Origin of the sequence: Hymenobacter sp. NBH84, from assembly GCF_014217645.1 — a bacterium.
Taxonomy (GTDB): domain Bacteria; phylum Bacteroidota; class Bacteroidia; order Cytophagales; family Hymenobacteraceae; genus Hymenobacter; species Hymenobacter profundi.
Genome location: NZ_CP043644.1, coordinates 4238185 through 4264468, shown reverse-complemented (window position 1 = coordinate 4264468; position 26284 = coordinate 4238185). Strand labels below are relative to the sequence as shown.

Genomic DNA, 26284 nt, shown 5'->3' with positions numbered 1-26284 from the left:
CTTTGGTCCGCTTTATTTTAACTCCTGTACTAGCCGCTCCAACTCGGCCAGTGTGGTTTCGCGGAAGCTAAGCGGCTCGCTGCTATGGCGCCCGGTTGTGATTTCCCGTACCGCCACGTAGGGCGTGCCGCTCATATAGCGGATACCTAGTAGCACGGCCTTTTTGTTGGCAGGCACGTCCACAAAGTCGTAACCTGTGTCGGTGGGCTGGCCTAGCACAATGGTAGCCGCATCGTGTAGTACCAGCCGTACGCTGGTGTGCGTGTCGGGCTCTACGGCCGCCGTGAGGGTAGTAACGGCTTCGGCCGCGGGACGCGGGCGGGCAGCCGCCACCCACCCTAGCTGCCCTACCCGAAATGCCTGTCGATTAGCGGCCGATGCTTCTTCGTCAGCTACCGGTGGTGTTGGCGAATCAGTTGAGTCGGCGCGGACCAGTAGGTCAGACGTTTCGGGTAGGGTGAAGCGGATGGGCACCAGCACTTTCACCTTCACAAAACGGCCTTCGCGCTGGCCGGGCGTCCAGCGGCCCGAGCTTTGCCGCACTACCCGCAGGGCCTCCACATCGAAGCTGCTACCCAAGCCGCGCAGCACCTTAGGCGTTAGCACCCGCCCTGCTTCGTCAATCACCGCCGATACGTAAACAGTGCCTTGCGTGTGGCTATCGGCTGCGGCGGGGTAGCGCACGAGTTTGTTTAGGGCAGCCGGGCCACTCTCATACGCGGGCATGGGTTGCGCCTCTGGGTATATTTGGTTGTCTACTACTGCTTCCGGGCCAGCCGCCATCCACCGGATAGGCTGCCGGCGCCCGCTCCGCCCATAATATAGCGGCATTCCCGATCGGGCAGAAGCCGGAAACTCTACCTGTACGGCGCGGCCCTCGGCTAGGCGCAGGGACTGGCCGTTGCCCGTGGCCCGCACCAATACTGCGCCACCCGGTATAAGCAGTTGGTCATCATTGGTTTCGGACACAATGTTGGAGAGCAGTACATCAGCCAGCCCGTAGCACTCTTTCAGTTCCACAAACACAGGGCCGGTTACGGGCTCCCCACGCGCGTCGACCAACGTGCCCGCCGGAATACGTACAACGGTGCCTTCCCTACCCCGCACTTCGGCCAGGTGGGTAGGGTCTATCTTATGGTACTCGCTGGCTTTCAGGGTGAGGTCGTAGAGACGCGCTTCGGCGGGTGGCGGCGCGGCGGTGTCGCGGGGCGCTATGGCGCGGCGCGCGGCTCCTGGCCGGATGAGCGGAGCATTAGCTTGGGTAGGGCGCTCTACTCGGTGCCAGGTTAGGGTATCGAGGCGGCGGGGTGTGGGGGCAGGCAGTGTGTCAACGGGTGATTCGGTTTCAGTGTCTGCTACCTCTGTATGAGCGGGCGTGTCGGACTGACAGCTGTAGAATAGGAAAGAAGCTAGGCCGCTGAGCAGCAAAAGGCGAAGGGTAGGCATCGGACAAAATAACGGCTTCAGCAGCTATTCTGGTACAAATAGGGCGAAAGCATCAGCAATGGTACTAGGGTGGGCGATATATACATCGGTTATCGATAAAACCCTATCTCGCTTAAGCAGCTATTTATTCTGCAATCGTCTTTACATCAATTACTTAAAACAAGTACTCAAACATATTTTCAATTTTGAGCACCGGATCAACGTATAAATACGTTATTAAACGTATTTATACGTTATACTTACAACATGGAAGAGCTAACCAAAACGGAGGAGCGCATTATGCATGTGCTCTGGAAGCTGAAACGGGCTTTCGTTAAAGACATTATTCAGCATTTAGACGAAGATCCTGCGCCACCTTACACCACCATTTCTTCGGTGGTGCGCATTCTGGAGCGCAAGGGCTATGTGAGTTTTAAGGCTTACGGCAAGACGTATGAGTACTCGCCTGTCATCAGCAAGCTGGAATACCGCGCGGCTTCTCTTAAGCGTATGCTGACACAGTATTTCGACAATTCGCCGTCGGCGCTGGTGTCTTTTATGGTAGAAGAAGAAAGTCTGAGCCCTGAGGAGGTGCAGCGCCTCCGCCAACTGTTGGACCAGGCTTCCCCCGATACAGCCCCTACCGATGATGCCCACTAGCTTGCTGCTCTATCTGGCCGAGGTTAGCTTCGGCACATTGGTCTTTGCGCTGCTTTACCAACTGGTATTTGCCCGGCTGCCCACTTTCCGCTGGAACCGTTGGTACTTGCTGGTTAGCCTGGCTGCCAGCTTTGCGCTGCCGTTGCTGGTCGGATTTGCTTCTCGGATGGCCCCTACCACTGGTAGTGCCTCAAGCGGCCCGCTGCCTGCCCTACCCCTACAGTGGACGCTGGCAGCCACCTCCACCTCTCCCCTTCTTGATACTCCTGATTATCTGCATAGCCTGGGGTGGGTGGTACTGGCAGTATACGCTGCTGGCGTCTGCTACCAGGTATGGCGTACGAGCCGCAGTTTGCGGCAACTGCATACGCTGGTGACTTCGCACGACAGCATTCGTCTGCCGACGGGCCGCCTGGTGCAGTTGCCTACGCAGACGTTACCAGCATTTTCCTTTGGGCCGTTCATTTTTCTTTCGTCGCTGCATAAGTCGCTTAGTGAGACAGAGCGGCAGCTGTTACTCCGGCACGAACAAGTGCATGTGCGCCAGCACCACACGTTGGATCTGCTGGGCTATGAGGTGGCCGGTTGGCTACTCTGGTTCAACCCAGCTGTGCGCTACCTGGGTCGGCAGGTGCGGCAGGTGCACGAATATCTGGCCGATGCCACTGTAGCACAACTACCCGGCATCGGGATTCGCCACTACGGCAACCTACTACTAAAGCTAGTGGCTCAGCAGCCTCCCTTCCACCTGACGCATACTTTTTCTTCTTCCATTTTAACGCAACGTATTCTTATGCTCACCACCTCTGTTCCTACCCGCTGGCAAAAACTTCGTTTTCTGCTCGTTGTCCCTGTGGCCGCTATGGCATGGGCTGTTACTTCCTACGCGGGCTCCCCGTTGCCGCCTACCTCACCCTCGACAGCAACCGCTTCGTCTTCGCCTACGACCGCACAAACAGGCCCTACCATCCGACGTATCACATGGCGGGGCAATAAAGTGGTATCGTCAGCGCGCCTTACGCAGGCGCTGGGACTAGCCACCGGTAGTGCGTATGACTCGACAGCGCTCAGCCAGCGCCTGAACTATCGTCCCGATGGAGTTGATGTTACATCGCTATACATGGATCAGGGCTACTTGTTTTTCTCGATTGAGCCTAGCGTAGTTCCGCAGCCGAATGGCACCGTAGATTTGGTTTTTACCATTTCGGAGGGAAAGACAGCCCGGCTAGGAAAGATTACGCTACAGGATACACGTACCCCTGCGGTATCTACTGCACCACTGCTGGCTCAATTGCCTCTGCGCACCGGCGACCTGTTCAGCCGTAAAAAGCTCCTCGAAAGTCAGAAGCTGCTAGCAACAGCCAATGCAAGTGCCCCGACCGCCGTGCATGTGAATCCCATACCCGTAATCCAGCCTGGTGGAGCGGCAACAGTGAATATAGAATTTGTGTTGCAGCCGAAGTAAGCGCTCCTGAAAAGACTACCCGGCCGCTTTGTGCGTTAAGGTCGGCAGGCTGGCTTCTTGCGCTATGGTAGCGCAAGTCTGCGCTCGTCTGCCGATCTTTATACCCACTATGCTTCTACGTTTTTCTTTGTGGCTGTTGTTGGGCACGCTGCTCACCGCCTGCCAGCCCGATTTGGATTCTGGGCCGTTGCTCGATTTTGTGGGAGGCTCACGCTACACTGCTTATACGCGCATTATCAACACGCCAGCCGATACACTGACGTATAAAATATTCGCAGCCACGACCAAAGCACAGAACGCAGATACAGCTGACGCGCCTAACCTGACCAATATGCGCATTGAGGTAACATATAATCCACGCTTAAATCCTGTCGACTACACTGGTCTATCAATTTCAGACCATTATGATCGAGGTGATACGCTGGTCGTATTTAACCGAAGTATGAAGCGGAAAACGTTCGCTTTCCAGAATACATTTAGCACGCGTTCAACCCCCGGCTACGAAACCTGGAAGTTTACAAGCACGGATGATCAGAATCAGACAAGCACCGCCAGCTTCCGGATTACCGTACGTCCAAATAATAATGACTCTACGCTTGCCTACCACCGTTACACAGTAGGCTTGCAGGCACCGCGCACATTTACTAGCCGTTCATATATAGCTCTTCTACCGGGCCTGACGTTTCCGCGCTACATAGGATCCCAAACCGACTCTCCTGGGGTTCCTTATTCGGATGTGTACGGACTGATTGATCTAGTCTACCTACCCGGTGCCGATAACTCTGCTGTACTAGCTTCGCCTTCATCGGTACCCGCTTTAAGCACGCTATGGCCCACAGATAGCACCACACGCCGTACCACACGCCTGCGCACTACCGCCTTAAACGCCAGCACCTTCGCCGCAACTGCCTCTCCAGCCGACCTAACCGCTGCGTACAACAGTGCTACTACCCCCGCCTCTACCCGCACCGAAATCCTAGTGAAAGGCCGCGTCTATGCTTTCCGAACGCAGGATGCTAAGTTTGGGCTTATCTATGTAGAAAACCTGATTACTACGCCTATCCCGGCAGCCAAGCTGCAAGTGCATATTACGAAGTAAATGATTAGCCAAGAGCCTCAACACAGAAACGCCGCTACGATGTTCGTAGCGGCGTTTCTGTGTTGAGACACTACCCTTAAAAAGTCGTTCCGATGGTAAGGGAAGTCGTAAAGCGGTTGGAGTCGATGCTTACTACTGGCTGATCACCTGCATTGAGTACATAAGGTGAGTAGTAGTTATTAGCCGACTTGTACACACCCGCTATATCCAGGAAAAAGTTTTGCTGCCGCAGACCCAAGCCCACCGTATAGTAATTCTGGGTACGGTCAAAGTCGTTGGCACGATAAGGGTCGCCGTAGCGGGCATACCCCAAACGAAACCGGAAAGCCTCGTAGCGTGCCTCACCCCCAAAGCGGAGGTTCACAGTAGAGCGGTACAGGTCGCTGATGTATTGGTTCGTGCTGGAGTAGTCGTACCCAGGAGCCGTCCCATTAGCAGTAGCATTATCACGGAAGCGCGGTTGAGAATAATCCACATATTCTACGTCGCCCGTTAGGAAGCCGTACTTACCTAGCAATATTGCTATCCCTCCATTTGCCCGGAAGGGAGTAGTTAGGCTGTAGGAGAATTGTTGGCTGCCCGTTTGCGCATCACCTCCATTAATTGTCTCGACTATTTGCCCTGCGTCGTCTCGTATATATCTGGGTGGGGTGAAAGTAGAGCTTAGCTGTGTGCTATACGTGTCCGTTAGTCGGAACCAAGTAGGTGTTTGCACCGAAGCACCGATGCGTATTCTATCCGTAGCACGATAGATGGCTCCGATACGAGCGTTGAATCCCGTTCCACGTGTTTGCAAGTAGTCACGTAAATACACATTCACATCACTGGTTGTCTCATAGAAATCGCGCGTCATCTCATAGCGCGTGCCCACAACACCAATGGCACCACCGATATACAGCTTGTCGCGGTAGCTAGCCCCGTAAGCAAAGTCGTACTGCGACTGCGAACCAGTATTTAGCGTGCTCTCTCGCTGCGTGATAGGTCCGTTGCGAGGGATGGTAGATACTTCGTTGCCGCCCTCCAGATTATTCAAATATCCACCATAAGCCAGCGCGTCTAGATCAACGTAGGCATTGTTGGCGTATTGGTCATCTATTTCCTGGTTGTCAATGCGTGGCTCCCGCAAACGCTGAAATAACGACTGCTGGTCACCAACCGTACCGGAATAAACGGAATTCTGGTTGAAGTCATTGATGCGCGTAACGCCTATACCGAACGAGCCCGCACGCCAATCCGATGTGTTGTCACTATCAGGACGGCGGTTAGTAAAAATCAATCCTACGTTTCCAATATGTAAGCTATTACGGGAATCGGTAAGGCTACCACTCCCCTGCAAGGCACTACTCGTATTGCCAACACCAAAGCCCGGCGTGAAACTCACCTCCGAACGTTGGAACAAACCCAGGCCAGCTGGATTGCTGCTCAGGTTACCAACGTCTGCACCTAGCGCCACGTTGGCCCCACCGATTCCGAGCGTACGGGCTCCGCCGCCAAACTGTAGTTGAGAATACCGCAAAGCATCTAGCTCACTTTGGGCAAAAGCGTGGCTGGCCCAGCCCACAAGGGCCAAGCCTAGCCAATATTTCATGTTTTTCATTCAGGAAAGAAAGGAAAATGAGACATCTACGAGCATAAGCCCGGATGCATTAGCGTACGCGTCCACGGCTGCCACCGCCGCCACCGCCTACTGAGCTACCGCTGGACGAACCACCGAAGGAGCTGCGTGAAGGCGAAGGCTGGCTGTACGAACGCGAGGGTTGCTGCTGCTCGTACGAACGAGTGGGCTGGCTATATACTTGGCGCTGCGTTGCTTGACCATCGCCACTGAATAGCCGGTTACGACGGGGCTGTGCTACATTGCCCTGGTTGCTGTATCCTTGGCTGCCAGCATCGACACTGCGCCACCGGCGCCCGCCCGAGCGGGTATCCAAGTTGGGCTGATCGGCGGGCACGTTCACAGCATTCTGGCGCTGGGGATTACCAGCGGCACCACCGCTTACAACCCGACCACGGCTCCAACCACCGTTGCTACCATTCACGACTGCACCACCTGAACCATTAGACAAGACCGCGTTGCCACCTGAGCGGCCACCACGTATACCCGTATTGGGAGCCGACGACAACGCGGCGGCACTCCGCTCGCGACGTGGCTGGTAGTTGACGCGGCTACGCGTATCGCCGGTATAGCCATAATTCCCACTGTAGTAAGGAGAGCCATATCCTAGACCACCATAGCCTAAACCGTAGCCATATCCTAAGCCCGGTCCATAGCCATAACCTAGTCCGCCGTAACCCAAGCCACCATAACCACCATAAAAGGGGTCATATAAACCACCGTAGCCTAAGCCGCCATAGCCCAAGCCATACGGCCGATAGAGAGAGCCAAAGCCCAATCCTAAACCAATACTCAGGCCCGAGCCGTAGTAAGGCGAGTAGAAGGGGCTGTAAAGCGAGCCAAAGCCGTAGGGGCTATAGCCACCATACCAAAAGGGGTCGGTATAGGCGAGGCTGGAGTAGCCCAGACCACTGTATGTAGAGCTATTGAAACGACGCAGACGAGAGGCATAGCCATAATCGTCGTCGTAGTATTCTGTAGTTCCGGTAGCGTCCTGCATGGTGCCATCACCGGAGTACTCGGGGTTTACATCGCCCGATGCGGCGTAGCCACCGCTGGTTTGCTGTTGCCCGTAGCGGGCATCCAGCGCCTCCTGGGCGGCAGGGGTCAGTGTAGTTTTATCCTTTGAGGTATAGTACACTCCATCGTCTTCGGTAGAGGTAGTAAGGGCCGATGTGCCCGCGCACCCGCCGAGTGCTAGTGCACTCAGGGCAGATAAAATGAAGGTGGAATATTTTTTCATGGCTAAGTAGAGAAAGAGAGATACAGAAGAAGAAGCAGGCGAAGGTGGAGCGCATTTACTACCCGCTTCACCTGATCGGGAGGAATGCTTCGTTTTAATAACGTAATTTGAGGCCGAAACGGTGCCCTATTGGTAGACAAATGTTCTACCACTATTTCGGACTTTTTTTGCACTTCTACTTTCAAAGATACTCCAAAACATGAGCAAAAGTTTGCCGAAGCGCAGCGAAGATTACTCTTTATGGTACAATGAGTTAGTAAAGCGCGCAGGCCTGGCCGAAAATGCCGCCGTACGGGGTTGCATGGTCATCAAGCCATATGGCTATGCTATCTGGGAAAAAATGCAGCAAACGCTGGACGGTATGTTTAAGCGCACCGGCCACCAGAATGCTTATTTTCCGCTGTTCGTCCCTAAAAGCCTGTTCGAGGCGGAAGAGAAAAACGCGGAAGGTTTCGCCAAGGAATGCGCCGTGGTGACGCACTACCGGCTCCAAACAGACCCCGAAAGACCCGGCAAGTTGCGCGTAGACCCCAACGCCAAGCTGGAAGAAGAGCTGGTGGTGCGCCCTACCTCCGAGGCCATCATCTGGAGCACGTATAAAAATTGGATTCAGAGCTACCGCGACCTGCCGCTGCTCATCAACCAGTGGGCCAACGTGGTGCGCTGGGAAATGCGTACGCGTTTGTTTTTGCGCACAGCGGAGTTTTTGTGGCAGGAAGGCCACACCGCACACGCCACCGCCGAAGAAGCCCTGGCCGAAACCCGCCAGATGCTAGACGTATACGCCGAGTTTGCCGAGGAATGGATGGCCCTACCCGTGGTGAAAGGCGTAAAGTCGGAGAACGAGCGATTTGCCGGTGCCCTAGAAACCTACTGCATCGAGGCCTTGATGCAGGATGGTAAGGCCTTACAAGCCGGTACCTCGCACTTCCTGGGGCAGAACTTTGCCAAGGCGTTCGACGTGCAGTTTCAAACCAAGGAAGGCACACTGGAGCACGTATGGGGCACCAGCTGGGGCGTGAGCACTCGCCTGATGGGCGCATTAGTGATGGCGCACTCCGATGACGAAGGCTTGATACTACCTCCCAAGCTGGCGCCTATCCAAGTGGTAATTGTGCCCATCTACAAAACTGGTCAGCTCGATGAGCTGCTGGAGCGCATCCGCCCCATGCAGCAGGGCTTGCTGGAGCGTGGTATCTCGGTGAAGGTAGACGACCGCGACACCGAGCGGCCTGGCTTTAAGTTTGCCGAGTGGGAAATGAAGGGCGTGCCTGTGCGCTTGGCCGTGGGTATGCGCGATCTGGACGCCGGTACCGTAGAAGTAGCCCGTCGCGACACCAAGGAGAAAATGAACCTCCCCCTGGCCGACATCGTGCAGAGCGTAGACCAATTGCTCCAGGATATCCAGACCAATATCTACAACAAGGCTATGCGTTACCGCGAGCAGCACACCACGCGCGTAACCACCTACGAGGAGTTCAAGCGGGTGCTCGATACCACTGCCGGCTTCGTGCTGGCCCCCTGGGACGGCACCCCCGAAACGGAGGAGCGCATCAAGGAGGAAACCAAAGCCACCATCCGCTGCCTAGCCCTCAACGAGCCCGATGAAGACGGGGTAGACATGCTGACGGGCAAGCCCTCGGCACGCTACGCCTATTTTGCGCGGGCGTATTGATGCACTGCCGGTTACTGCTAAGTTAGGAGTTGTGTGCCCGTAGATTTTTCTAGTGGGCGCGCAACTCCTTTTTTGTTACTCACCCTTACGCTTTTGGCCTTCAGAACCTCCTATTATGCCTACTACCACTGCTCCGCGCTTTTTTTCTCGGCTGCTTAATCCGTGGCTACTAGCTTCTATAGTTATTCAATTAGTACTGGTTCTATACGGGTTCCGCACGCTCATCTTCCATCCTACCCAGTATCTAATTGTTACCCACTTCGATGGCATCAAAAGTTATTTCTCTATTGCGTCGTTTCTACGCCAGCCTCTGAGCGATGGGATGCTAGTGCGCGGACACAACTACCCGTTTGGGGAGTTCATGTACTACACTGACAGCACGCCCTTAGTAACGGAATTGCTGCATGTGCTGGTACGGGTGTTTCCTACCTTAGAGCCCTACGGATTGTACATCTACGATCTGCTTGTGCTGAGCGGGCTGGTCGTAAGTACCTTACTGCTACACAGCATTCTGCGACGCCTTGGCGTGATACCCTGGCTGACACTGCTCCTGGCGGTGGCCCTACCCTGGTTAGGACCCCAAACCCCACGCCTGTATGTAGGGCATATGAGTCTTTCCTACACGCCAGCCATACTCTTCACATTATGGATATTGCTGCGCTTGTACACTAGTTGGACGCAGGGCCGACCCGTGTGGCGTTGGTTTGTGGGGCTGGCCCTGGCAATTTTTATTATTTCTTACCTGCACTTCTATTATTTGGCTATTCTGGGCTTGTTTGCGAGTCTGTTTTTCCTGTGCTGGCTTATCCGGGAGTATCGCCAAAACCACCCCTGGCTCCAATTACTCCTTTATAGTAGCACTACGCTGCTGGCTACGCTTCTCGTTACCTGGGGCTCACTGGCGCTGCTAGATCCACGTTACAGCCTGCGACCGGAGGGAGCCAATGGTTACGATTGGATTGATTGGAAGCTGCAATTCGGGGCCTTTTTCCGGGCGTATGATTTCGACAAAGTTCGTTTCCTGTTCGAGCGAACAGCGGCAGTGCCCTACGAGTCATCAGCCTACCTGGGCGCTTTTGTTTTGTATGGCTTAGTTATAGTAGGTGTTTTATATTTTCTGAAGCGCCTACCAGCTTATCCCGAAAAAAGGGAAAACCATCAGTTTCTGCTCCTGCTATTCGTGGCAAGCCTACCAATGGTGCTTATTGCCTTAGGCGAAAAATATGAGTTAGACAACGGCGCGTATATCATACACAACTACCTGAATCCTTTTCTCTTACTACACAAAATAACCGAGCGGGTTACACAGTTCAGAACCTTAGCGCGCTTCGTGTGGCCGTTTTGGTGGGCTCTGGTACTAGGGTGTAGCTGGTATTTTTCGCATTGGTGGCAGCACCCTAAAATGCGCTGGGTGTTAGGTATCCTGTGTTTGTTGTTGATTAAGGATACGCGTGATGCTGTGTCTGGCTATTCTAAAGAAACGCAGCGCCCGAATATACTCGCGCCCGCTCTGGGGGATCCAATGCAACAACTAGCCGGCTGGCTTGACGGCCGAAAGTACCAGGCCATCCTACCCCTCCCCTACTATCATGTAGGCAGTGAAGGAGACTACAGCTTCACGGTCGATCCGGATGACCCACACTCCAATAACGCCTACCAGTTATCAATGCTCACAAATCTACCCCTTATGTCGAATAAATCCGCCCGTACCGTTTCGCACCAAGCAGAGCTACTGTACACCATCTTCCGGCCCGAGGGTATGGCACCCGAGTTGCGCGCAAAGCTCGACCAGCGACCCATACTCGTTTACTTAGACTCAGCGTATTATGATGGACGCAATAACTACTACCCCGAAACGCTCCAGAACCGTCCTACCATGCTGACTGTGTTTGACCAAAGCCGCTCGTTTATTCAAGACCATCACCTGCGCCTATTACGTCATCACGACGGCAGATCCTTGTATGAGTGGTATCCAAACGCACCAATATATCCAACAACACAACCAGCTCAGTGAGATTTTCACTCGCTTTAAGCTGCTAGATTGTTGTGTTATCGTCTTTTATAATCTATTCATTTGTCTACAGTTAGCTTGATAAGCAATAGATTATCAAAGCGTTGTTTTCTACGTATCTTTCCTTATCACCCTTCTATACTTTTCTACCATGGACTGGCTCACGATTGCTACCCTTCTACTGTTCGGCTTGCTGTTTGTGGCGGCCGAGGTCATTTTTATTCCAGGTACCACGTTTGTGGGCTTTGTGGGCTTCGTGCTCCTAGCGGCAGGCATCTGGTTCAGCTACCGCGACTTGGGCACACCCATCAGCCATTTCATTTTGGGCGGTGCGGTGTTTCTCACAGCTGCGCTGGTGTATGTTGGGTTGAAGCCTAAAAACCTGAACAAATTCGCCCTCACAGAGGTGCACGACAATTACGTGCACGATGCCCGCCGACCCGATGTGCAGCCTGGTACTGCTGGTCGTACCATCTCGGCACTACGGCCGGCCGGCACGGTGCTGTTTGAGAACGACCGGCGCGAGGCCACTACCCGCGGCGAGTTTATTGCGGCTGGCACACCGGTGCGAGTACTGCGCATCGAGCAAAACCGCATTGTGGTGGAACAAGCCTGAGCAGCCGTGTCAGTTTTTAGTTGTTAGTTACATAGCCCTTCGATTTCACTCCCTTTATCCTACCCCATGAATTTTCCGATTCTACCGATTGCCGTGGCGGCCATTGTGCTGCTGGTGCTATTGTACTTCTTCCCGATTAATCTCTGGATAACAGCCATTTTCTCCGGTGTCCGCATCAGTCTGTTGCAACTCGTATTTATGCGTGTCCGCAAGGTGCCGCCGTCGCTGATTGTTAATTCTCTGATTACATCTTCCAAAGCGGGCCTGCAAATCACGCCCAACGAGTTGGAAACGCACTACTTAGCTGGTGGCAACGTGCCTAAAGTTATTAAAGCCTTGATTTCTGCCGACAAGGCCAACATCCCGCTCGATTTCAAGCAAGCCACTGCCATCGACTTGGCTGGCCGTGATGTATTCGAAGCCGTCACAACCTCCGTCAACCCAAAAGTAATCAGCACCCCCAACGTGGCCGCCGTTGCCCAAGATGGCATTCAGCTTATTGCTAAAGCCCTCGTAACGGTGCGCGCCAACATCACGCAACTGGTAGGCGGCGCCGGCGAGGAAACCATTCTGGCCAGGGTAGGCGAAGGCATCGTCACCAGCATTGGCTCGTCGCTCTCACACAAAGAAGTACTCGAGAACCCCGATAAAATATCGAAGTTGGTGTTGCAGAAGGGTTTAGATGCAGGTACCGCCTTCGAAATCCTGAGCATCGACATTGCGGATATCGACATCGGAGAGAACATTGGGGCCAAGCTGCAAACCGATCAGGCATCTGCCGACCTCAAGGTAGCCGAAGCCCGTGCCGAGGAGCGTCGCGCCATGGCTGTGGCTATGGAGCAGGAATTTCGCGCCAAAACCCAGGAAGCTAAGGCCCGGGTAGTCGATGCCGAAGCCGAAATACCAAAGGCCATGGCCGAGGCTTTCCGCTCTGGCAACCTGGGCATTATGGACTACTACAAAATGCGCAACATCCAGTCCGACACTGATATGCGCGACTCTATTGCCAATCCCGACGGACCAAAGTCTAGCTAATGATAAGCTTATAAAGTAGCTCGCCTCCTGTCTGTCATCCTGAACGCAGTGAAGGACCTTCTCACGTTGAAACGAGTCGTTGTTATGACGGTCGTTCTTGCGTGAGAAGGTCCTTCACTGCGTTCAGGATGACAAGAGGCGTGTTACTCTACTACCCTCTTACTTCTTCGTAACCCGGAATTCTACACGGCGGTTAAGCTTGCGGGACTCCTCTTCATCGTTGCTGGCAATGGGCTTGGTATCGCCATAGCCTTCGGTGGTGATGCGGCTACCCGCAATGCCCTTCGATACCAGATACTTCTTCACTTCGTTTACGCGGTCCTGGCTCAGCTTCAGGTTCAGTGCTGGGTCGCCTTGGTTGTCGGTATGACCCTCTACTTTGATTTCCACTTCCGGATAGTCCTTTAGAATGCGTACCAAACGCAGCAACTCGGGGTAGGAGTTTTCGCGCAGGAAGTACTTACTCTGGGCAAAGAAGATATTGTTGAGCTTGATGGTAGAACCCACCGCAAAAGGCACCAGAAATAAATCCTGCGTCACTTCGGAGTAGTTCTGCCGGTCGGTTACGTCCAGGTTGTCGCTTTCTGCCAGATAGTTAGTAGCCTCGGCGCGGTAGCCATACTGTACACCAGAGGGTAGTACAATGGTGTAAGAACCATCCTGCGGGTTCACTTCGGCTACCCCTAGCTCCTCACCAGTAAGCAGGTTTTCATAGTGAATAACGGCACCAACGGGCTTTTTGGTCACAGCATCCAGCACTTGTCCACGCACCAGCGTTACGGTTTCGGGCTTGAAGCGGGGCGTAAGGGCAATACGGAAAATATCCTTAGAACCGCCCGTACCATTGCGAGCTGAAACCAGATAGGCATCCTCGCCAGCCGCCGATACTGTATAGTAAGCGTCGAAGTCAGGAGAGTTAACGTTCGGGCCCAGGTTACGTGGCTGGCTCCACTTGGTCCAGCTATCATCCAGACGCTTGCTGTAGAAGATGTCGCTCTTGCCAAAGCCACCATGGCCTTCTGAGGCAAAGTAGAGCGTCTTGCCATCGGCAGCCAGGAAGGGGGCAAACTCGGCTTTCTTCGTGTTCACCGTAGGCCCCAGGTTGCGGGGGCGGCTCCACGCTTTTCCGTCTTCATTCAGAAAGCTGACGTAAATATCCTGACTCCCCTGACCATCCTTACGCTGCACGGCCATCATCATCACCTTGCCCGACGTACCCAGGCAGTAATCCACATTTTCGGGGTCGTCGTTGTAATAATCCTCAATTACCACCGGCACGGGCTTGCTCCAGCCCGTTACGGTGCGGCGCGTGGTGCTAGGCCCCTTCGGCTCCAGCGCACCATCAGGGCGGTATACGCCAATTACCAGCAACTGCTGCCCGTTGGCCGATACGGCCGCTACCCCGTTGGGGTCTTTGGGGGTATTTACAGGCCCGCCCAGGTTCTTAGCTGGGTTCCAGGCTTTAGTAGTAGCATTGTTGAGGGTAGCATACCATACGTCTTGCGCGTCGCTGGTGCCGCCGGTGTTCTGGGGGCTCTCCTGCCGGGCAAAATAGAGCGTACGCCCATCAGGCGAAATTATGGGGTGCGTATCAACGTATTTAGAGTTGACATTCGGCCCCAAGTTCACCATCGTCGAGTCGAACTTAGCGGCATTGGGGTCGGCTTTGAACTGCTGCTTCACCATGGTTTCGGCCACGTCGGCAATACCAATGGCGTCAATCTGGTTTACTCCATTCACCTCCTTGGTATTCATCGTAACCACTACCCCGATAGTGCGGTAGGTGCCCGGCGAAAACGTTACCTGCAAGGAGCGAAAAGCTTCGCCCAGCGTGCCAGGTTTGGTGTTTTCATATACTTGATGCCGACCACCGCGCGTATCGACCAGCTCAATTTTGGTGACCGAACCCGGATTGAAGTTTTCTACGACTGTTACCTGCTTAGCTACCAACGACTTCGAGAATTTCACCTCGATAAATTCGTCTTTTCCTTCTTTCTTCGGAATCCAGGCCTCATTGCTAATCTGTCCTAGAGGTAGGGCATTGGGTTCGCCCAGCACTTTCTCAGGCGAGAAAGCCTCTTTGCCGCTTGATTTCTGCGACGATACTGTTACTACCTTCGAAGCCCACACAGCGTGCTGTGCCTGCGCCGCGCTACCAATTCCTATCAGCAACCCCAAGGAAAGAAAGAGTTTCCTCATCATTCTTGTACTAAATCTGCGAATAAAGACGTGTCGACCTGCCGACGTATCACCCCAATAACCCTCCTGACTCAACAGATACCTCTACGGACTGGGAGTAGTTCCGGCGCCCCGCGAAAGCCGCGCCAAATTACTACCAAGCACGTAGTTGAGTGGTTATTTTTTGAATAATACCCAGAATGGCACTGCCGCCACCTGTGCTTGTTGCCAGGGTTGCAGGTAAATGGTAAAAGCCCGGTCGCACTTGTTGCGGCCGGGCTTTTACCATGTGGTATGGCCCTAAAGCTAGGGTTGCAGCGTGAATGTGCGCGTAACCGAATTGAACGGGCCTGGTATCAGGTTTCCGCTGTTATCAACCAGCTCCAGCTTCACGGTGTTCTGACCCATCGGCAAGCCTTCCATGGTGTAGGGTAGCCATTCCGTCAGCATAAACTCGGAGCCGTTGATGGTGGCGCGCACCTTATTGCCCTCCGGCGACAGAGTCGTATTCACTAGGTAGAAATCCAGCATCACCTTTTTGGTGTCGTTGCCAGAATACGTGTCTTTCGGGCGGCTATAGAACATGTGCGCCGCCGACAAATCGGCGTTCAGTGGCTGCACAGGCGCCGAACCTACGTTGATAACGCGTAGGTCATAGGCCCCGCGGTGCTTCAGGCTTTCGTGGTAAGAGCGCGAAAGAAACGACAATACAACGTGCTGACCATCGGCTATGTTCTTGGTGAACTCCGTAGTATAGTGCGCCGTGTAGGGCTGGTTATCTACGATGTTGTGAATATGTTGCCCTTTTTCCGAAACGGCCATTTCGTTGCCGGTCATGCCACTGCTCATCTTCGTGAGCACAAAGTTGGTCAGGTCGTAATCGAATGCTACAGCGCCGGAAGGTGATGTAGAGCCCGAAGGGGGCGTTTTCAGGCGCAATTGTGCTTCGGGGTATTTAGGGGAGTCATCGAACGGAGTTAGGCGGATGCCGTTTTTCTCCATCGCTGCCATGGTTGGGGAAGTAACCGTTTCGGCCGTGCTCTGCGAAGTACCCTCCGTTTGCTGGCGAGTCGTGTCGCAGGCGCCCAATGCGAGTAACAGGGAACCGCCTAGTAGAAAAGCAGATGCTTTCATAGGTGAAATGGTAAGGATATTGAAAACTACCGAATCGTATATCCGGCTGCGCCCCACCCCGGGACGACGTGCGATTTTTTTGAGTACTTTGCGCAAGTACGTAACCATTGCTCAAAAGTATATCAATTTTCCGCTATGGACCCAACATTGCTGGAAGAAATTCCATCGCTCGACCTGGCTGATTTCCGTTCCGGCGACCCGGAGCGCAAGGCCCGCTTCGTGCAGCAGCTCGGCGAAGCCTACCAAAACATCGGCTTCGTTGCGCTCAAAAACCATGGCCTGACCGACGAACAGACCACCAAGCTGTACAACGACGTACAAGCTTTCTTTTCACTTCCCGACGAGGTGAAGCAACGCTACGAGAAGCCAGAACTGGCCGGACAGCGGGGCTACATCGGCAAAGGCAAAGAGCACGCTAAGGGCCGCAACACCGGCGACCTGAAGGAATTTTTCCACGTGGGCCAAGAGGTGGACGACCCTACTGACCCGGTAGCGCAGGAGTATCCCGACAATATCTGGCCTGCTGAAGTTCCAGGCTTTGCCCAGCACACCACAGCCGCCTATAAAACGCTGGAAGCAGCGGGCAAAGATGTACTGCGTGCCATTGCGCTCTACCTGGAGCTGCCCGAGAACTACTTCGACGACAAAGTAAAGAACGGCAACAGCATCCTGCGCCAGATTCACTACTTCCCCATCGAAAACCCCGACGCGGTACCCGCTGATGCGGTGCGCGCCGCCGAGCATGGCGACATCAACCTGATTACCTTGCTGATGGGCGCCTCGGCCGACGGCCTGCAAGTGCTGCGCCGCGATGGGAAGTGGATTCCTATCACAGCCCTACCCGACCAGATTGTGGTGAACGTGGGCGACATGCTCCAGCGCCTCACCAACGGCGTGCTCCGTAGCACCATCCACCGCGTGGTGAACCCGCCCCGCGAGAAGATGAACTCCTCACGCTACTCGGTGCCTTTCTTTATGCACCCGCGCTCTGAAATGAGCCTGGCTGCGCTGGAAAGCTGCGTTACGCCAGAAAACCCCAAGCAGCAACCCGACGTGACGGCTGGTGAATTCCTGAACGAACGCCTGATTGAGCTGGGCCTGAAGAAGAAGTAAACCCTTCAGGTTAGCAGAGTAGTACAGTTGCCAGTGAGCAGAGGATTACCCGCCTACTCACTGGCAACTCTTTTTTGGGTCCGGATAACTTTTCCTACCCCCTATCCGAATACTGCACCACGTGTAACGCATAACCGGCACTGCATTGGAAGAGGTTCAGCTGGCACCGCCCCCACGCCGTGGCCAACGCACCCGGCGGGTACGGGGCCTTATTTTTCTGAAGGATGTAGCCGCCCTCAGCCTGTCGTCGTTTGGCGGGCCGCAGGCGCACATTGCCATGATGATGCGCCTGCTGGTGGAGAAACGCCGCTACCTTACCACCGCCGAACTGCTGGAAATATCGGCACTGTGCCAGATTTTGCCGGGTCCGGCCTCTACACAGACTATCACGGCCATCGGATTTCGGCTAGGAGGCCCCAACCTAGCCTACCTCACGGCTTTGCTCTGGGTATTGCCTTCGGTAGTCATCATGACCGTGGCCGGCATCAGCATCAGTTATCTGGACAAGAGCTTGGTCGCCAGATTAATGCAATATATCCAGCCCGTGGCGGTAGGGTTTGTTTTTTATTCGGCCTATAAGATTGGCCGCAAGGTAGTCCAAACCAAAACTTCCACGGCCCTGATTGTAGCATCTGCGCTGATAGCCTATTTCTTTCAGTTACCATGGGTACTACCTCTGCTTTTACTTATTGGCGGGCTCATTACCACCTTTCGTTACCGCAACCTACCCCACCAAGAAAAAAAGCCGCTGCAAATTGAGTGGGCCAACGGGATTCTGTGGCTAGCAGTCCTGCTGGTAGCGGCTGTCGTAGGCTCGTATACCAAGCTACTACCCGTGCGGTTGTTCGAAAATTTCTACCGCAACAGCAGCTTGGTTTTTGGTGGTGGACAGGTGCTGGCACCGCTTTTCTACGCCGAATTTGTGGAGTTTAAGCACTATTTGAGTGGTCCTGAGTTTCTTTCGGGTTACGGCCTGACGCAGGCGCTGCCTGGCCCCAACTTTTCGCTGGCTGCTTACATTGGCGCTCTGGCTATGCGCACCGGAGGCTATGGCTTGAGTGGGCAGTTACTAGGAGCAGCTGTAGGAGCCGTAGGTATTTTCCTTCCCGGCACTCTACTGATTTTCTTTGCCATCCGCTTCTGGGACCACCTGAAACAGTACCGCGTGGTACAGGCCTCATTAGAGGGCATCAATGCTGTAGCGGCGGGTCTGGTGTGGGCGGCAGCCTTGTTGCTCTATCATCCCCTACCCGATACCACTATCAATATTGTGCTGGTAGTAGCGACTTTTTTGGTGCTGCTTTGGGAGAAGATACCATCCTACGTACTTGTAGGCGTTGCGCTGGTAGCAGGTGTTCTCTTTTGAAGTAGTAGATGCCTAGGCTCAAAGCTATTTCGTCCAATTTTAATGTAACCACGTCTACTGTAGTAGTACCTACACCTATCAAACAATCTGTTGACAGAAAGATATTTGAGTTAATTCCGAGTATCGTTGGATCTATGTTTATAGAAGTAAAAGTGCTACAAGCAGGTAGATACTATCAGCTTGCATGAAATCCTCCTAGGCATGAAAAAAACTTCCGCTTGCTGCCACATAATGCGGTAGTAAGCGGAAGTTTTTACTTCACACAGGGCGCAGGACTACAGTAGCTCTGGCAGGTTAAGCAAGTAGTCGCCGTAGCCGCTCTTGCGCAACGGAGTAGCAATAGTACGCAGTTGTTCAGCATCGATAAAACCTTGGCGATAAGCTACCTCTTCGATAGCGCCCACCTTCAGGCCTTGGCGTTGCTCAATCACACGTACAAACTCGCCTGCCTGCATCAGGCTCTCGAAGGTGCCCGTGTCGAGCCAAGCGGTGCCGCGGCCCAGGATACCTACCTGTAGCTTACCGCGCCGCAGGTACTCTTGGTTCACATCGGTGATTTCGTACTCACCTCGAGGACTAGGCTCCAGGTTTTTGGCGATTTCCACTACGTCGTTGTCGTAGAAATAGAGGCCAGGCACGGCATAGTTGCTCTTTGGATTGGCTGGCTTTTCCTCAATGCTGAGGGCCTTCTTGTTTTCGTCGAACTCTACCACGCCGTAGCGCTCGGGGTCGTGCACGTGGTAGGCATACACCACGCCGCCATCGGGGCTGTTGTTCGATTTCAACAGCTCTTCCATGCCTTCACCATAGAAGATATTATCGCCTAATACCAAGGCTACCTTGTCATCCCCAATAAAATCAGCCCCCAGCACAAACGCCTGCGCTAATCCGTTGGGCACCTCCTGCACCACGTACTCGAAACGGCAGCCAATGCTCTGGCCGTCGCCGAGCAATTTTTTGAACTGGGCCTGGTCGTGAGGCGTGGTGATAATCAGAATTTCCCGAATTCCGGCCATCATTAGCACCGATAAGGGGTAGTAAATCATGGGCTTATCATACACTGGCATCAGCTGTTTGGAAACAGCCAGCGTGAGCGGGTGCAGACGAGTGCCGGAGCCGCCGGCGAGGATAATGCCTTTCATAGTAGGTAGGGGCGCCTTGCAGGCGCTCATTGTTACTGGTGTTGTTGATAAATCATTGGTCATCGTTCAACGATTTCGTGCAACGACGTGCGCGTGCAACGCGTCCCTACGACCGTTCTGCAATAAACTCTTGGTGCGTTCTAAACCACGCCAACGTCTGCTGCAAACCTTCTCGAATACGAATCTTTGGATCATAACCGAGTAACGTTTGGGCTTTGCTGATGTCGGCCAGCGAATCGCGGATGTCGCCGATGCGGTCGGGGCCATACTCAGGAGTAATATTGGAGCCAGCTTCTTCCTTCAGAATGTTGAATAGATCATTCAAGGAGGTGCGGTCGGCTACAGCAATATTATAGACCTGGTTTACTGCCTCTTTATTATCGACCAGCGCAGCCTTGATGTTGGCCTGCACACAGTTTTCCACAAAAGTGAAGTCGCGGGTTTGGCCACCGTCGCCATTCATGCGGGGTGGACGAGCCTCCAATACGGCATCAATAAACAGCGGAATTACGGCGGCATACGCTCCGTTGGGGTCCTGGCGCGGGCCGAAGATGTTGAAGTAGCGCAAGCCTATCAACTCCATTCCGTAGGTTTTGCCAAATACATCAGCGTACAGCTCGTTCACGTATTTGGTGACGGCGTAAGGCGAGAGGGGCTTACCGATGCGGTCTTCTATCTTGGGTAGGGCCTTATGGTCCCCATAAGTCGACGACGACGCCGCGTACACAAAGCGCTTCACATTAGCCTCTTTGGCAGCTACCAGCATATTCACAAAGCCACCCACGTTCACGTCGTTGCTCGTGATGGGGTCGTTAATAGAGCGAGGTACCGACCCAAGCGCTGCCTGGTGGAGCACTATATCAATACCCTGGCAGGCGTCGCGGCAGGTTTCTGGGTCGCGAATATCGCCTTCAATGACGCGCAAAGCCGGATTATCCTGAAACAGCGCCACATTCTTACGGAAGCCGTTAGAGAAATTATCCAGCACACGCACCTCTTTGGCGCCGTACTTTAGTAAGTATTCTACTAGATTGGAGCCGATAAACCCAGCGCCACCTGTTACGAGGAAGGCCAGAGTATCGAGCGGCTGGGTATGGAAAGGAGTTTCGTACATAAGGTCGTAGAGGCGCCTTGCGGGCGCCCGTCGTTGAACGATAAGGTAGGCGTCGCTCAACGAAAATCGTTCAACGACGGGCGCCTGCAAGGCGCCCTACCGCGTATACTGCTTCAGGTAGTAGTCCTGATATGCGCCGCTGGTCACGTGGTCGAGCCATTCCTGGTTTTCGAGGTACCAGTCCACCGTTTGGCTCAGACCCTGCTCAAACGTTACAGAAGGTTTCCAGCCCAGCTCATTCATAATTTTGGAGCTGTCGATGGCGTAGCGCAGGTCGTGGCCAGCACGGTCGGTTACGAAAGTGATGAGTTGGCGCGATGTGCCCTGCGGCTTGCCGGTTTTCTCATCCAGCGTGTCGCAGAGTAGATTGATCAGCTCGATGTTTTGCCACTCGTTCACGCCTCCAATGTTGTAGGTTTCGCCTACTTTCCCTTGGTGGAATACGGCGTCGATGGCAGTGGCGTGATCTTTCACGAATAGCCAGTCGCGTACGTTTTCGCCTTTGCCGTACACAGGCACCGGCTGCCCGGTACGGATGCGGTGGATGGCCAGCGGAATCAGCTTCTCAGGGAAATGGTTGGGACCGTAGTTGTTGGAGCAATTGCTCAGCTTCACCGGCATATGGTAGGTGTGGTGCCAAGCCCGTACAAAGTGATCCGACGATGCCTTAGAGGCCGAATAAGGCGAGCGAGGGTCGTAGGAGGTTTCTTCGGTGAACATCTCCGGACCCATTTCCAGCGAACCGTACACCTCGTCGGTGCTCACGTGGTAGAACACGTTGCCTTCGTAGCCTTTCGGTTTCCAGAGATTTTTGGCCGCGTTTAGCAAATGCACTGTACCCAACACATTGGTTTTCACGAAGGCTAGCGGGTCGGTGATGCTGCGGTCTACGTGCGACTCAGCGGCGAGGTGAATCACGGCATCAGGCTCCTCGGTAGCAAACAGATGGTCTACAAACGCTTGGTCCGTAATGTCGCCTTTCACTAGGCGATAATTGGGTTTGTCCTCAATATCGCGCAGGTTTTCCAGATTGCCAGCGTAGGTTAACGCGTCCAAGTTCAGAATCTGATACTCCGGGTACTTGTTTACGAAAAGCCGTACCACGTGCGACCCAATGAATCCAGCTCCGCCGGTGATAATAATCTTCATGTACTTGATATACTGATTTTTGATGTGTTGATATGCTACTTCTTTTGATATACTCCTGGCCGATTCTTCGTATAAACGACAATCAGCGCATGAGCACATCAACAAATCAACCCATTAAGCTTTGCTGCCATTTCCACGAGCTAGCCAGGGCCTCAGCTAGAGTAGCAGTGGTTTGGAACCCCAACTCGTTAGTGGCTTTCGTTACATCGGCGTAAATGGCAGGCACGTCGCCGGCACGGGCGGGGCCAATGGTGTAGTTCAGCTTTACGCCAGTAGCCTCTTCAAACGTCTTCACCACCTCCAGCACAGAGTTGCCGCGGCCGGTACCCACGTTAAAGGTTTCCACGTTGTCGCTGGTGCCATCCAGCAAGCGTTGCACAGCTACCACGTGCGCCTTAGCTAGGTCCACCACATGCACATAGTCGCGGATGTTGGTGCCGTCGGGCGTGTCGTAGGTATCGCCGAAAATCGTGAGTTTTTCTCGGATGCCGGCGGCGGTTTGGGTGATGAACGGCACCAAATTGTTGGGCACGCCCAACGGCAACTCGCCTATCTTGGCTGACTCATGCGCGCCGATGGGGTTGAAGTAACGCAACAGAATGGTGCGCAACGTGCTACCCGGTGTAGCGGCCGTATCAGTCAGGATATCTTCGCAGATCTTCTTGGTATTGCCGTAGGGCGAGTTGGCAGGTTTGCGGGGCGTTTGCTCTGTTACGGGCAACTCGTCGGGTACGCCGTACACGGTGCAGGAGGACGAGAACACTAGGTTGCTGAGCCCAAACTCCGCCATTACCTGCAACAGCGTCACCAAGGAGCCTACGTTGTTGTGGTAGTAGGCCAAGGGCTTTTGCACCGACTCGCCCACGGCCTTGAACGCTGCAAAGTGAATGATGCCTTGCACATCTTTCTCCCGGTTGAACACATCACGCAGGGAGTCAGCATCGCCACAGTCGATGCGGTAACTGGGGATGGCTACCCCCAGAATCGACTGGATGCCATCCAGCACCGACTCCTGCGAATTGCTGAAGTCATCGACGATAATCGGCTGATAGCCGGCATTGTACAGCTCAACTACCGCGTGCGAGCCGATGTAGCCCGCGCCGCCCGTTACGAGAATTTTGGCGCGCATATAAGGGTGAAATGGTGAAGTTATGAGTGATGAAGTTGTGAAGGCAAAGGTGTGCAAAACAAAGCAGTCATCTACAAAAACTGTCTGTCTTCACGACTTCACTACTCACAACTCCACCTATTAAAGGCTCCAGTAAGTGAGTTCCTGAATTTTGTTGCGGTAGAGGCCTTTGATGTCGACCAGCACAGCGTTGTCGGCGGTGATGGACTGGAAATAGGCTTCGTCTTTGGCGAGGTAGGGGGTGTGGCTAACGGCCACAATCACGCCGTCGTAGTCCTGGCGTACCTCGGCTTCGGGTGTGAGGCGGAAGCCGTATTCGTGGTTCAGTTCTTCGGAGTCGGCGTGCGGGTCTACAATGTCTACGTTCACCGAGAAGTTTTTCAGCTCCTGAATGACGTCGGCTACCTTGGAGTTGCGAATGTCTTCCACGTTTTCCTTGAAGGTAGCGCCCATCACCAGCACCCGGCTTTTCGACACGTCCTTGCCCTGCTTGATCATCATCTGCACCGTTTTGCGCGCGATGTAGGCGCCCATCGTGTCGTTGGTGGTGCGGCCGCTCAGGATAACCTTGGCATCGTAGCCTAACTCTTTGGCCTTATAGGTCAGATAGTAAGGATCCACGCCGATGCAGTGGCCGCCTACCAAGCCAGGGAAGAACTTCAGGAAGTTCCACTTGGTGCCGGCCGCTTCCAGCACCTCGTAGGTGTTGATGTTCATGCGGTCGAAAATCATCGACAGCTCGTTCATCAGCGCAATATTCACGTCGCGCTGGGTGTTTTCGATGATCTTGGCGGCCTCGGCTACCTTGATGCTGCTGGCGCGGTGCACACCGGCAGTTACCACCAGCTCATAGAGCTTGGCAATGGTATCCAACGATTCCGCGTCGCATCCCGATACCACCTTCACAATGCGGGCCAGGGTGTGCTCCTTATCGCCGGGGTTGATGCGCTCGGGCGAATAGCCTACCTTAAAATCCTGGGGGAACGACAGGCCCGACAGTTTCTCCATTACCGGAATGCAGTCCTCCTCGGTGCAGCCGGGGTACACGGTGCTTTCAAACACCACGTAATCGCCTTTTTTCAGCACTTTGCCTACCGAGGTAGAAGCGCCTAGCAGGGGCTTTAAGTCGGGTTGGGCGTGCTCGTCGATGGGGGTAGGCACGGCCACGATGAAGAAGCGCGCCTCGCGGAGTACGTCCAGCGAATCGGTGAAGGTGATGTCGCGGCCTTCAAAATCCTGCGCCTCCAACTCCCCGCTGGGGTCGATGCCGTTGCGCATCATATCCACCCGGCCAGCATTGATATCAAAGCCGATAACGCTGAGTTTGCGGGCAAATTCCAGCGCGATGGGCAGCCCTACGTAGCCGAGGCCAATAACAGCCAGCTTGGCTTCTTTCCGGAGTAGTTCGTCGTACACTCTTGGGGAATATTAAGTAGTGAATTAGTCGGAATAGTCTTCGGCCCAAACTTCCGTTTTAGCCTCATTCAACTCATAGCCCTGAAAAGATTCGGGACACCGGGCAAAACCGCTTTGATCAAAATACAGCCGGTGGCCGTGGGCACTCATCCAGCCGCGTTGCCGGGCCGGATTACCATATACCAGGGCAAAAGCCGGCACGTTGCGGGTGATTACGCTACCCGCGCCCACAAATGCATAGCGGCCCAGTCGCACGCCGCACACAATTGTGCTGTTGGCACCTACCGTTACGCCGCGCTCTAACACGGTAGGGAGATAGTGCGCCTCGCCGCGGCGAGGCACGGCGCTCCGGGGATTCTTGACGTTGGTGAACACCACCGATGGGCCTAGAAACACGTCGTCTTCGCAGTGCACGCCGGTGTAGAGGCTCACGTTGTTTTGCACCTTCACGTTGCGGCCCAACGTCACATCATCTGCCACAAACACGTTCTGACCTAGGCTACACGCCTCGCCCAGCACGGCCCCGGCCGATACGTGTGTGAAGTGCCAGATGCGGCAGCCGGCGCCCACGCGACACCCGTCGTCGAGGACGGCGGTAGGGTGTGCGTAATAGGCAGGCTGATCGGTCATGCCAGGTGGAAAGGGAAGTACAGGGTAGTAGGCGGCAAAGGTAGCGGTTTTCGTGGGCCGCTCAGCACAAACCGGGCCACGTGGCTGGCGCTACGGCACTCACAAATCGGTCTTTACCGAACAAATCGGCGTGTACGTGGGCCTGCTGGTAGCCGACGGCGGCCATGGCCGCTGCCACGGCGTGCATATACTGTTCGTTGCCTTCTACATAGAGCATGCCGCCGGGCCGAAGCAATTGGCGCCCTACCTCAGCCAAACGATGGTAGAACAGCAGCGGGTCGTGGTCGGGGACGAACAGGGCCGTGGCGGGCTCGTGTGCCAGCACATTGGACCGCATCAGTGCTTTTTCTTTCTCCAATACATAAGGCGGATTGCTGACCAGCACATCCAGAGAATGCGCCTCTATTTTTGGTAGATCATGCAGGATATCCACTTGCTGAAAGTCAATAGCGGCTTGGTAGGTAGCGGCGTTTTGGCGCGCTACGGTTAGAGCTTCCGCTGAAATATCCACCGCCGTGAGGCGGGCACCGAGCAGATGTTGGCTGAGTGCCACGGGAATACAGCCGCTACCCGTGCCCACGTCCAAAATCCGCAAACCCGGTTGCCGCTGGTGCGCCCGGATAATAAGCTGCACCAACTCCTCCGTTTCGGGGCGCGGGATGAGGGTAGCGGGCGTCACGGCCAATTCCAGATCGTAGAAATGCGCCTGGCCCAGCACGTACTGCACAGGCTCGTGGCGGAGCAGGCGGGCCAGCAGGGTAGGCACTTGCTCGGCTACGGCGGCGGGCACCGGCGTATCGGCTTGCATTCGGCGCTGCAAGGCACTTAGGTGCAGCAGGTTTTCTACCACCAATGCGGCTATTGCCTCCGCTTCCGGCGCGGGATACAAGGCCGTGAGTTGAGCGGCAAAGTCGAGGGTGAGTTGGCGGACGGTGGGAGTGGGCACAGGCAGAATACGCAGCGAGACAAGCGCAAATATCCGAAATCCAACCGGGAGGCCACCAAGCTCAACGGTAGCATCTCCGGCCGGATCTGCCTACCTTGCTTCTGTTCTCTCCGCCCTGTTTGC

General features: G+C 54.5%; 21 protein-coding genes. 9 read left to right on the top strand and 12 right to left on the bottom strand.

The window, feature by feature from the left end:
- Positions 1-12: 12 nt before the first annotated feature.
- Positions 13-1446, bottom strand: a complete 1434-nt coding sequence (locus F1C16_RS17895; RefSeq protein WP_185281953.1) for an energy transducer TonB — start codon at positions 1444-1446, stop codon at positions 13-15.
- A 246-nt stretch (positions 1447-1692) separates the two neighbouring features.
- Between F1C16_RS17895 and F1C16_RS17890 the strand changes: the two genes are divergently transcribed.
- The 3 genes from F1C16_RS17890 to F1C16_RS17880 all read left to right on the top strand — a co-directional run bounded on the left by F1C16_RS17890 (position 1693) and on the right by F1C16_RS17880 (position 4649).
- Positions 1693-2085 carry a BlaI/MecI/CopY family transcriptional regulator gene (locus F1C16_RS17890; protein WP_185281952.1) on the top strand — a complete coding sequence of 131 codons (393 nt, stop codon included), beginning with the start codon at positions 1693-1695 and terminating at the stop codon, positions 2083-2085.
- Positions 2072-3550, top strand: a complete 1479-nt coding sequence (locus F1C16_RS17885) for a M56 family metallopeptidase (protein ID WP_185281951.1) — start codon at positions 2072-2074, stop codon at positions 3548-3550. Before F1C16_RS17890 ends, F1C16_RS17885 begins: the two co-directional genes overlap by 14 nt.
- A gap of 109 nt (positions 3551-3659) precedes the next feature.
- A complete protein-coding gene (locus F1C16_RS17880) occupies positions 3660-4649 on the top strand; it encodes a hypothetical protein (RefSeq protein ID WP_185281950.1) in 990 nt (329 codons plus the stop codon).
- Positions 4650-4725: 76 nt separating this feature from the next.
- Here F1C16_RS17880 and F1C16_RS17875 read toward each other — a convergent pair whose 3' ends face one another.
- Both F1C16_RS17875 and F1C16_RS17870 read right to left on the bottom strand, forming a co-directional pair.
- A complete protein-coding gene (locus F1C16_RS17875; protein ID WP_185281949.1) occupies positions 4726-6237 on the bottom strand; it encodes an OmpP1/FadL family transporter in 1512 nt (503 codons plus the stop codon).
- Between the two features lie 58 nt (positions 6238-6295).
- Entirely contained in the window at positions 6296-7507 is a 1212-nt protein-coding gene (locus F1C16_RS17870; protein ID WP_185281948.1) for a hypothetical protein, read from the bottom strand.
- A gap of 199 nt (positions 7508-7706) precedes the next feature.
- Here F1C16_RS17870 and proS point away from each other — a divergent pair, with 199 nt between their 5' ends.
- From proS to floA, 4 genes are all read left to right on the top strand, one after another.
- The gene (gene proS, locus F1C16_RS17865; RefSeq protein WP_185281947.1) at positions 7707-9182 is read left to right on the top strand and encodes a proline--tRNA ligase; all 1476 of its coding nucleotides are present in this window, start codon (positions 7707-7709) and stop codon (positions 9180-9182) included.
- A gap of 115 nt (positions 9183-9297) precedes the next feature.
- A complete protein-coding gene (locus F1C16_RS17860) occupies positions 9298-11196 on the top strand; it encodes a hypothetical protein (RefSeq protein ID WP_185281946.1) in 1899 nt (632 codons plus the stop codon).
- A 148-nt stretch (positions 11197-11344) separates the two neighbouring features.
- Positions 11345-11809: an NfeD family protein gene (locus F1C16_RS17855; protein ID WP_185281945.1), complete on the top strand. Its 465-nt coding sequence runs from the start codon at positions 11345-11347 to the stop codon at positions 11807-11809.
- A 66-nt stretch (positions 11810-11875) separates the two neighbouring features.
- Positions 11876-12844 carry a flotillin-like protein FloA gene (gene floA / locus F1C16_RS17850; RefSeq protein ID WP_185281944.1) on the top strand — a complete coding sequence of 323 codons (969 nt, stop codon included), beginning with the start codon at positions 11876-11878 and terminating at the stop codon, positions 12842-12844.
- A gap of 159 nt (positions 12845-13003) precedes the next feature.
- Here floA and F1C16_RS17845 read toward each other — a convergent pair whose 3' ends face one another.
- Both F1C16_RS17845 and F1C16_RS17840 read right to left on the bottom strand, forming a co-directional pair.
- Positions 13004-15016: an OmpA family protein gene (locus tag F1C16_RS17845; RefSeq protein WP_185281943.1), complete on the bottom strand. Its 2013-nt coding sequence runs from the start codon at positions 15014-15016 to the stop codon at positions 13004-13006.
- Between the two features lie 312 nt (positions 15017-15328).
- Complete coding sequence (locus tag F1C16_RS17840; RefSeq protein ID WP_185281942.1) at positions 15329-16156, bottom strand: hypothetical protein; 828 nt, start codon at positions 16154-16156, stop codon at positions 15329-15331.
- 135 nt (positions 16157-16291) lie between these two features.
- Here F1C16_RS17840 and F1C16_RS17835 point away from each other — a divergent pair, with 135 nt between their 5' ends.
- The gene (locus F1C16_RS17835) at positions 16292-17269 is read left to right on the top strand and encodes an isopenicillin N synthase family oxygenase (RefSeq protein WP_185281941.1); all 978 of its coding nucleotides are present in this window, start codon (positions 16292-16294) and stop codon (positions 17267-17269) included.
- Between the two features lie 145 nt (positions 17270-17414).
- A complete protein-coding gene (gene chrA / locus F1C16_RS17830; protein ID WP_258048953.1) occupies positions 17415-18635 on the top strand; it encodes a chromate efflux transporter in 1221 nt (406 codons plus the stop codon).
- A gap of 275 nt (positions 18636-18910) precedes the next feature.
- Here chrA and rfbA read toward each other — a convergent pair whose 3' ends face one another.
- The 7 genes from rfbA to prmC form a co-directional block, all read right to left on the bottom strand.
- On the bottom strand, positions 18911-19777 hold the full coding sequence (gene rfbA / locus F1C16_RS17825; RefSeq protein ID WP_185281940.1) for a glucose-1-phosphate thymidylyltransferase RfbA: 867 nt from the start codon (positions 19775-19777) through the stop codon (positions 18911-18913).
- Between the two features lie 106 nt (positions 19778-19883).
- On the bottom strand, positions 19884-20891 hold the full coding sequence (locus tag F1C16_RS17820) for an SDR family oxidoreductase (protein ID WP_185281939.1): 1008 nt from the start codon (positions 20889-20891) through the stop codon (positions 19884-19886).
- A gap of 96 nt (positions 20892-20987) precedes the next feature.
- The gene (rfbB, locus tag F1C16_RS17815; RefSeq protein WP_185281938.1) at positions 20988-22040 is read right to left on the bottom strand and encodes a dTDP-glucose 4,6-dehydratase; all 1053 of its coding nucleotides are present in this window, start codon (positions 22038-22040) and stop codon (positions 20988-20990) included.
- Positions 22041-22146: 106 nt separating this feature from the next.
- Complete coding sequence (gene galE / locus F1C16_RS17810; protein ID WP_185281937.1) at positions 22147-23169, bottom strand: UDP-glucose 4-epimerase GalE; 1023 nt, start codon at positions 23167-23169, stop codon at positions 22147-22149.
- Positions 23170-23289: 120 nt separating this feature from the next.
- The gene (locus F1C16_RS17805) at positions 23290-24585 is read right to left on the bottom strand and encodes a nucleotide sugar dehydrogenase (protein WP_185281936.1); all 1296 of its coding nucleotides are present in this window, start codon (positions 24583-24585) and stop codon (positions 23290-23292) included.
- 24 nt (positions 24586-24609) lie between these two features.
- Positions 24610-25215 carry an acyltransferase gene (locus tag F1C16_RS17800; protein WP_185281935.1) on the bottom strand — a complete coding sequence of 202 codons (606 nt, stop codon included), beginning with the start codon at positions 25213-25215 and terminating at the stop codon, positions 24610-24612.
- Between the two features lie 61 nt (positions 25216-25276).
- Complete coding sequence (gene prmC, locus F1C16_RS17795; protein WP_185281934.1) at positions 25277-26161, bottom strand: peptide chain release factor N(5)-glutamine methyltransferase; 885 nt, start codon at positions 26159-26161, stop codon at positions 25277-25279.
- Positions 26162-26284 lie beyond the last annotated feature (123 nt).

Excerpts from the sequence above, each read along its gene's own strand:
- F1C16_RS17860 (WP_185281946.1), top strand. The coding sequence starts at position 9,298 with ATGCCTACTACCACTGCTCCGCGCTTTTTTTCTCGGCTGCTTAATCCG.
- F1C16_RS17895 (WP_185281953.1), bottom strand. The coding sequence starts at position 1,446 with ATGCCTACCCTTCGCCTTTTGCTGCTCAGCGGCCTAGCTTCTTTCCTA.
- F1C16_RS17820 (WP_185281939.1), bottom strand. The coding sequence starts at position 20,891 with ATGTACGAAACTCCTTTCCATACCCAGCCGCTCGATACTCTGGCCTTC.
- floA (WP_185281944.1), top strand. The coding sequence starts at position 11,876 with ATGAATTTTCCGATTCTACCGATTGCCGTGGCGGCCATTGTGCTGCTG.
- proS (WP_185281947.1), top strand. The coding sequence starts at position 7,707 with ATGAGCAAAAGTTTGCCGAAGCGCAGCGAAGATTACTCTTTATGGTAC.
- F1C16_RS17875 (WP_185281949.1), bottom strand. The coding sequence starts at position 6,237 with ATGAAATATTGGCTAGGCTTGGCCCTTGTGGGCTGGGCCAGCCACGCT.
- F1C16_RS17840 (WP_185281942.1), bottom strand. The coding sequence starts at position 16,156 with ATGAAAGCATCTGCTTTTCTACTAGGCGGTTCCCTGTTACTCGCATTG.
- F1C16_RS17800 (WP_185281935.1), bottom strand. The coding sequence starts at position 25,215 with ATGACCGATCAGCCTGCCTATTACGCACACCCTACCGCCGTCCTCGAC.
- F1C16_RS17835 (WP_185281941.1), top strand. The coding sequence starts at position 16,292 with ATGGACCCAACATTGCTGGAAGAAATTCCATCGCTCGACCTGGCTGAT.
- F1C16_RS17890 (WP_185281952.1), top strand. The coding sequence starts at position 1,693 with ATGGAAGAGCTAACCAAAACGGAGGAGCGCATTATGCATGTGCTCTGG.
- rfbA (WP_185281940.1), bottom strand. The coding sequence starts at position 19,777 with ATGAAAGGCATTATCCTCGCCGGCGGCTCCGGCACTCGTCTGCACCCG.
- F1C16_RS17880 (WP_185281950.1), top strand. The coding sequence starts at position 3,660 with ATGCTTCTACGTTTTTCTTTGTGGCTGTTGTTGGGCACGCTGCTCACC.
- F1C16_RS17870 (WP_185281948.1), bottom strand. The coding sequence starts at position 7,507 with ATGAAAAAATATTCCACCTTCATTTTATCTGCCCTGAGTGCACTAGCA.
- rfbB (WP_185281938.1), bottom strand. The coding sequence starts at position 22,040 with ATGAAGATTATTATCACCGGCGGAGCTGGATTCATTGGGTCGCACGTG.
- galE (WP_185281937.1), bottom strand. The coding sequence starts at position 23,169 with ATGCGCGCCAAAATTCTCGTAACGGGCGGCGCGGGCTACATCGGCTCG.
- F1C16_RS17885 (WP_185281951.1), top strand. The coding sequence starts at position 2,072 with ATGATGCCCACTAGCTTGCTGCTCTATCTGGCCGAGGTTAGCTTCGGC.
- F1C16_RS17855 (WP_185281945.1), top strand. The coding sequence starts at position 11,345 with ATGGACTGGCTCACGATTGCTACCCTTCTACTGTTCGGCTTGCTGTTT.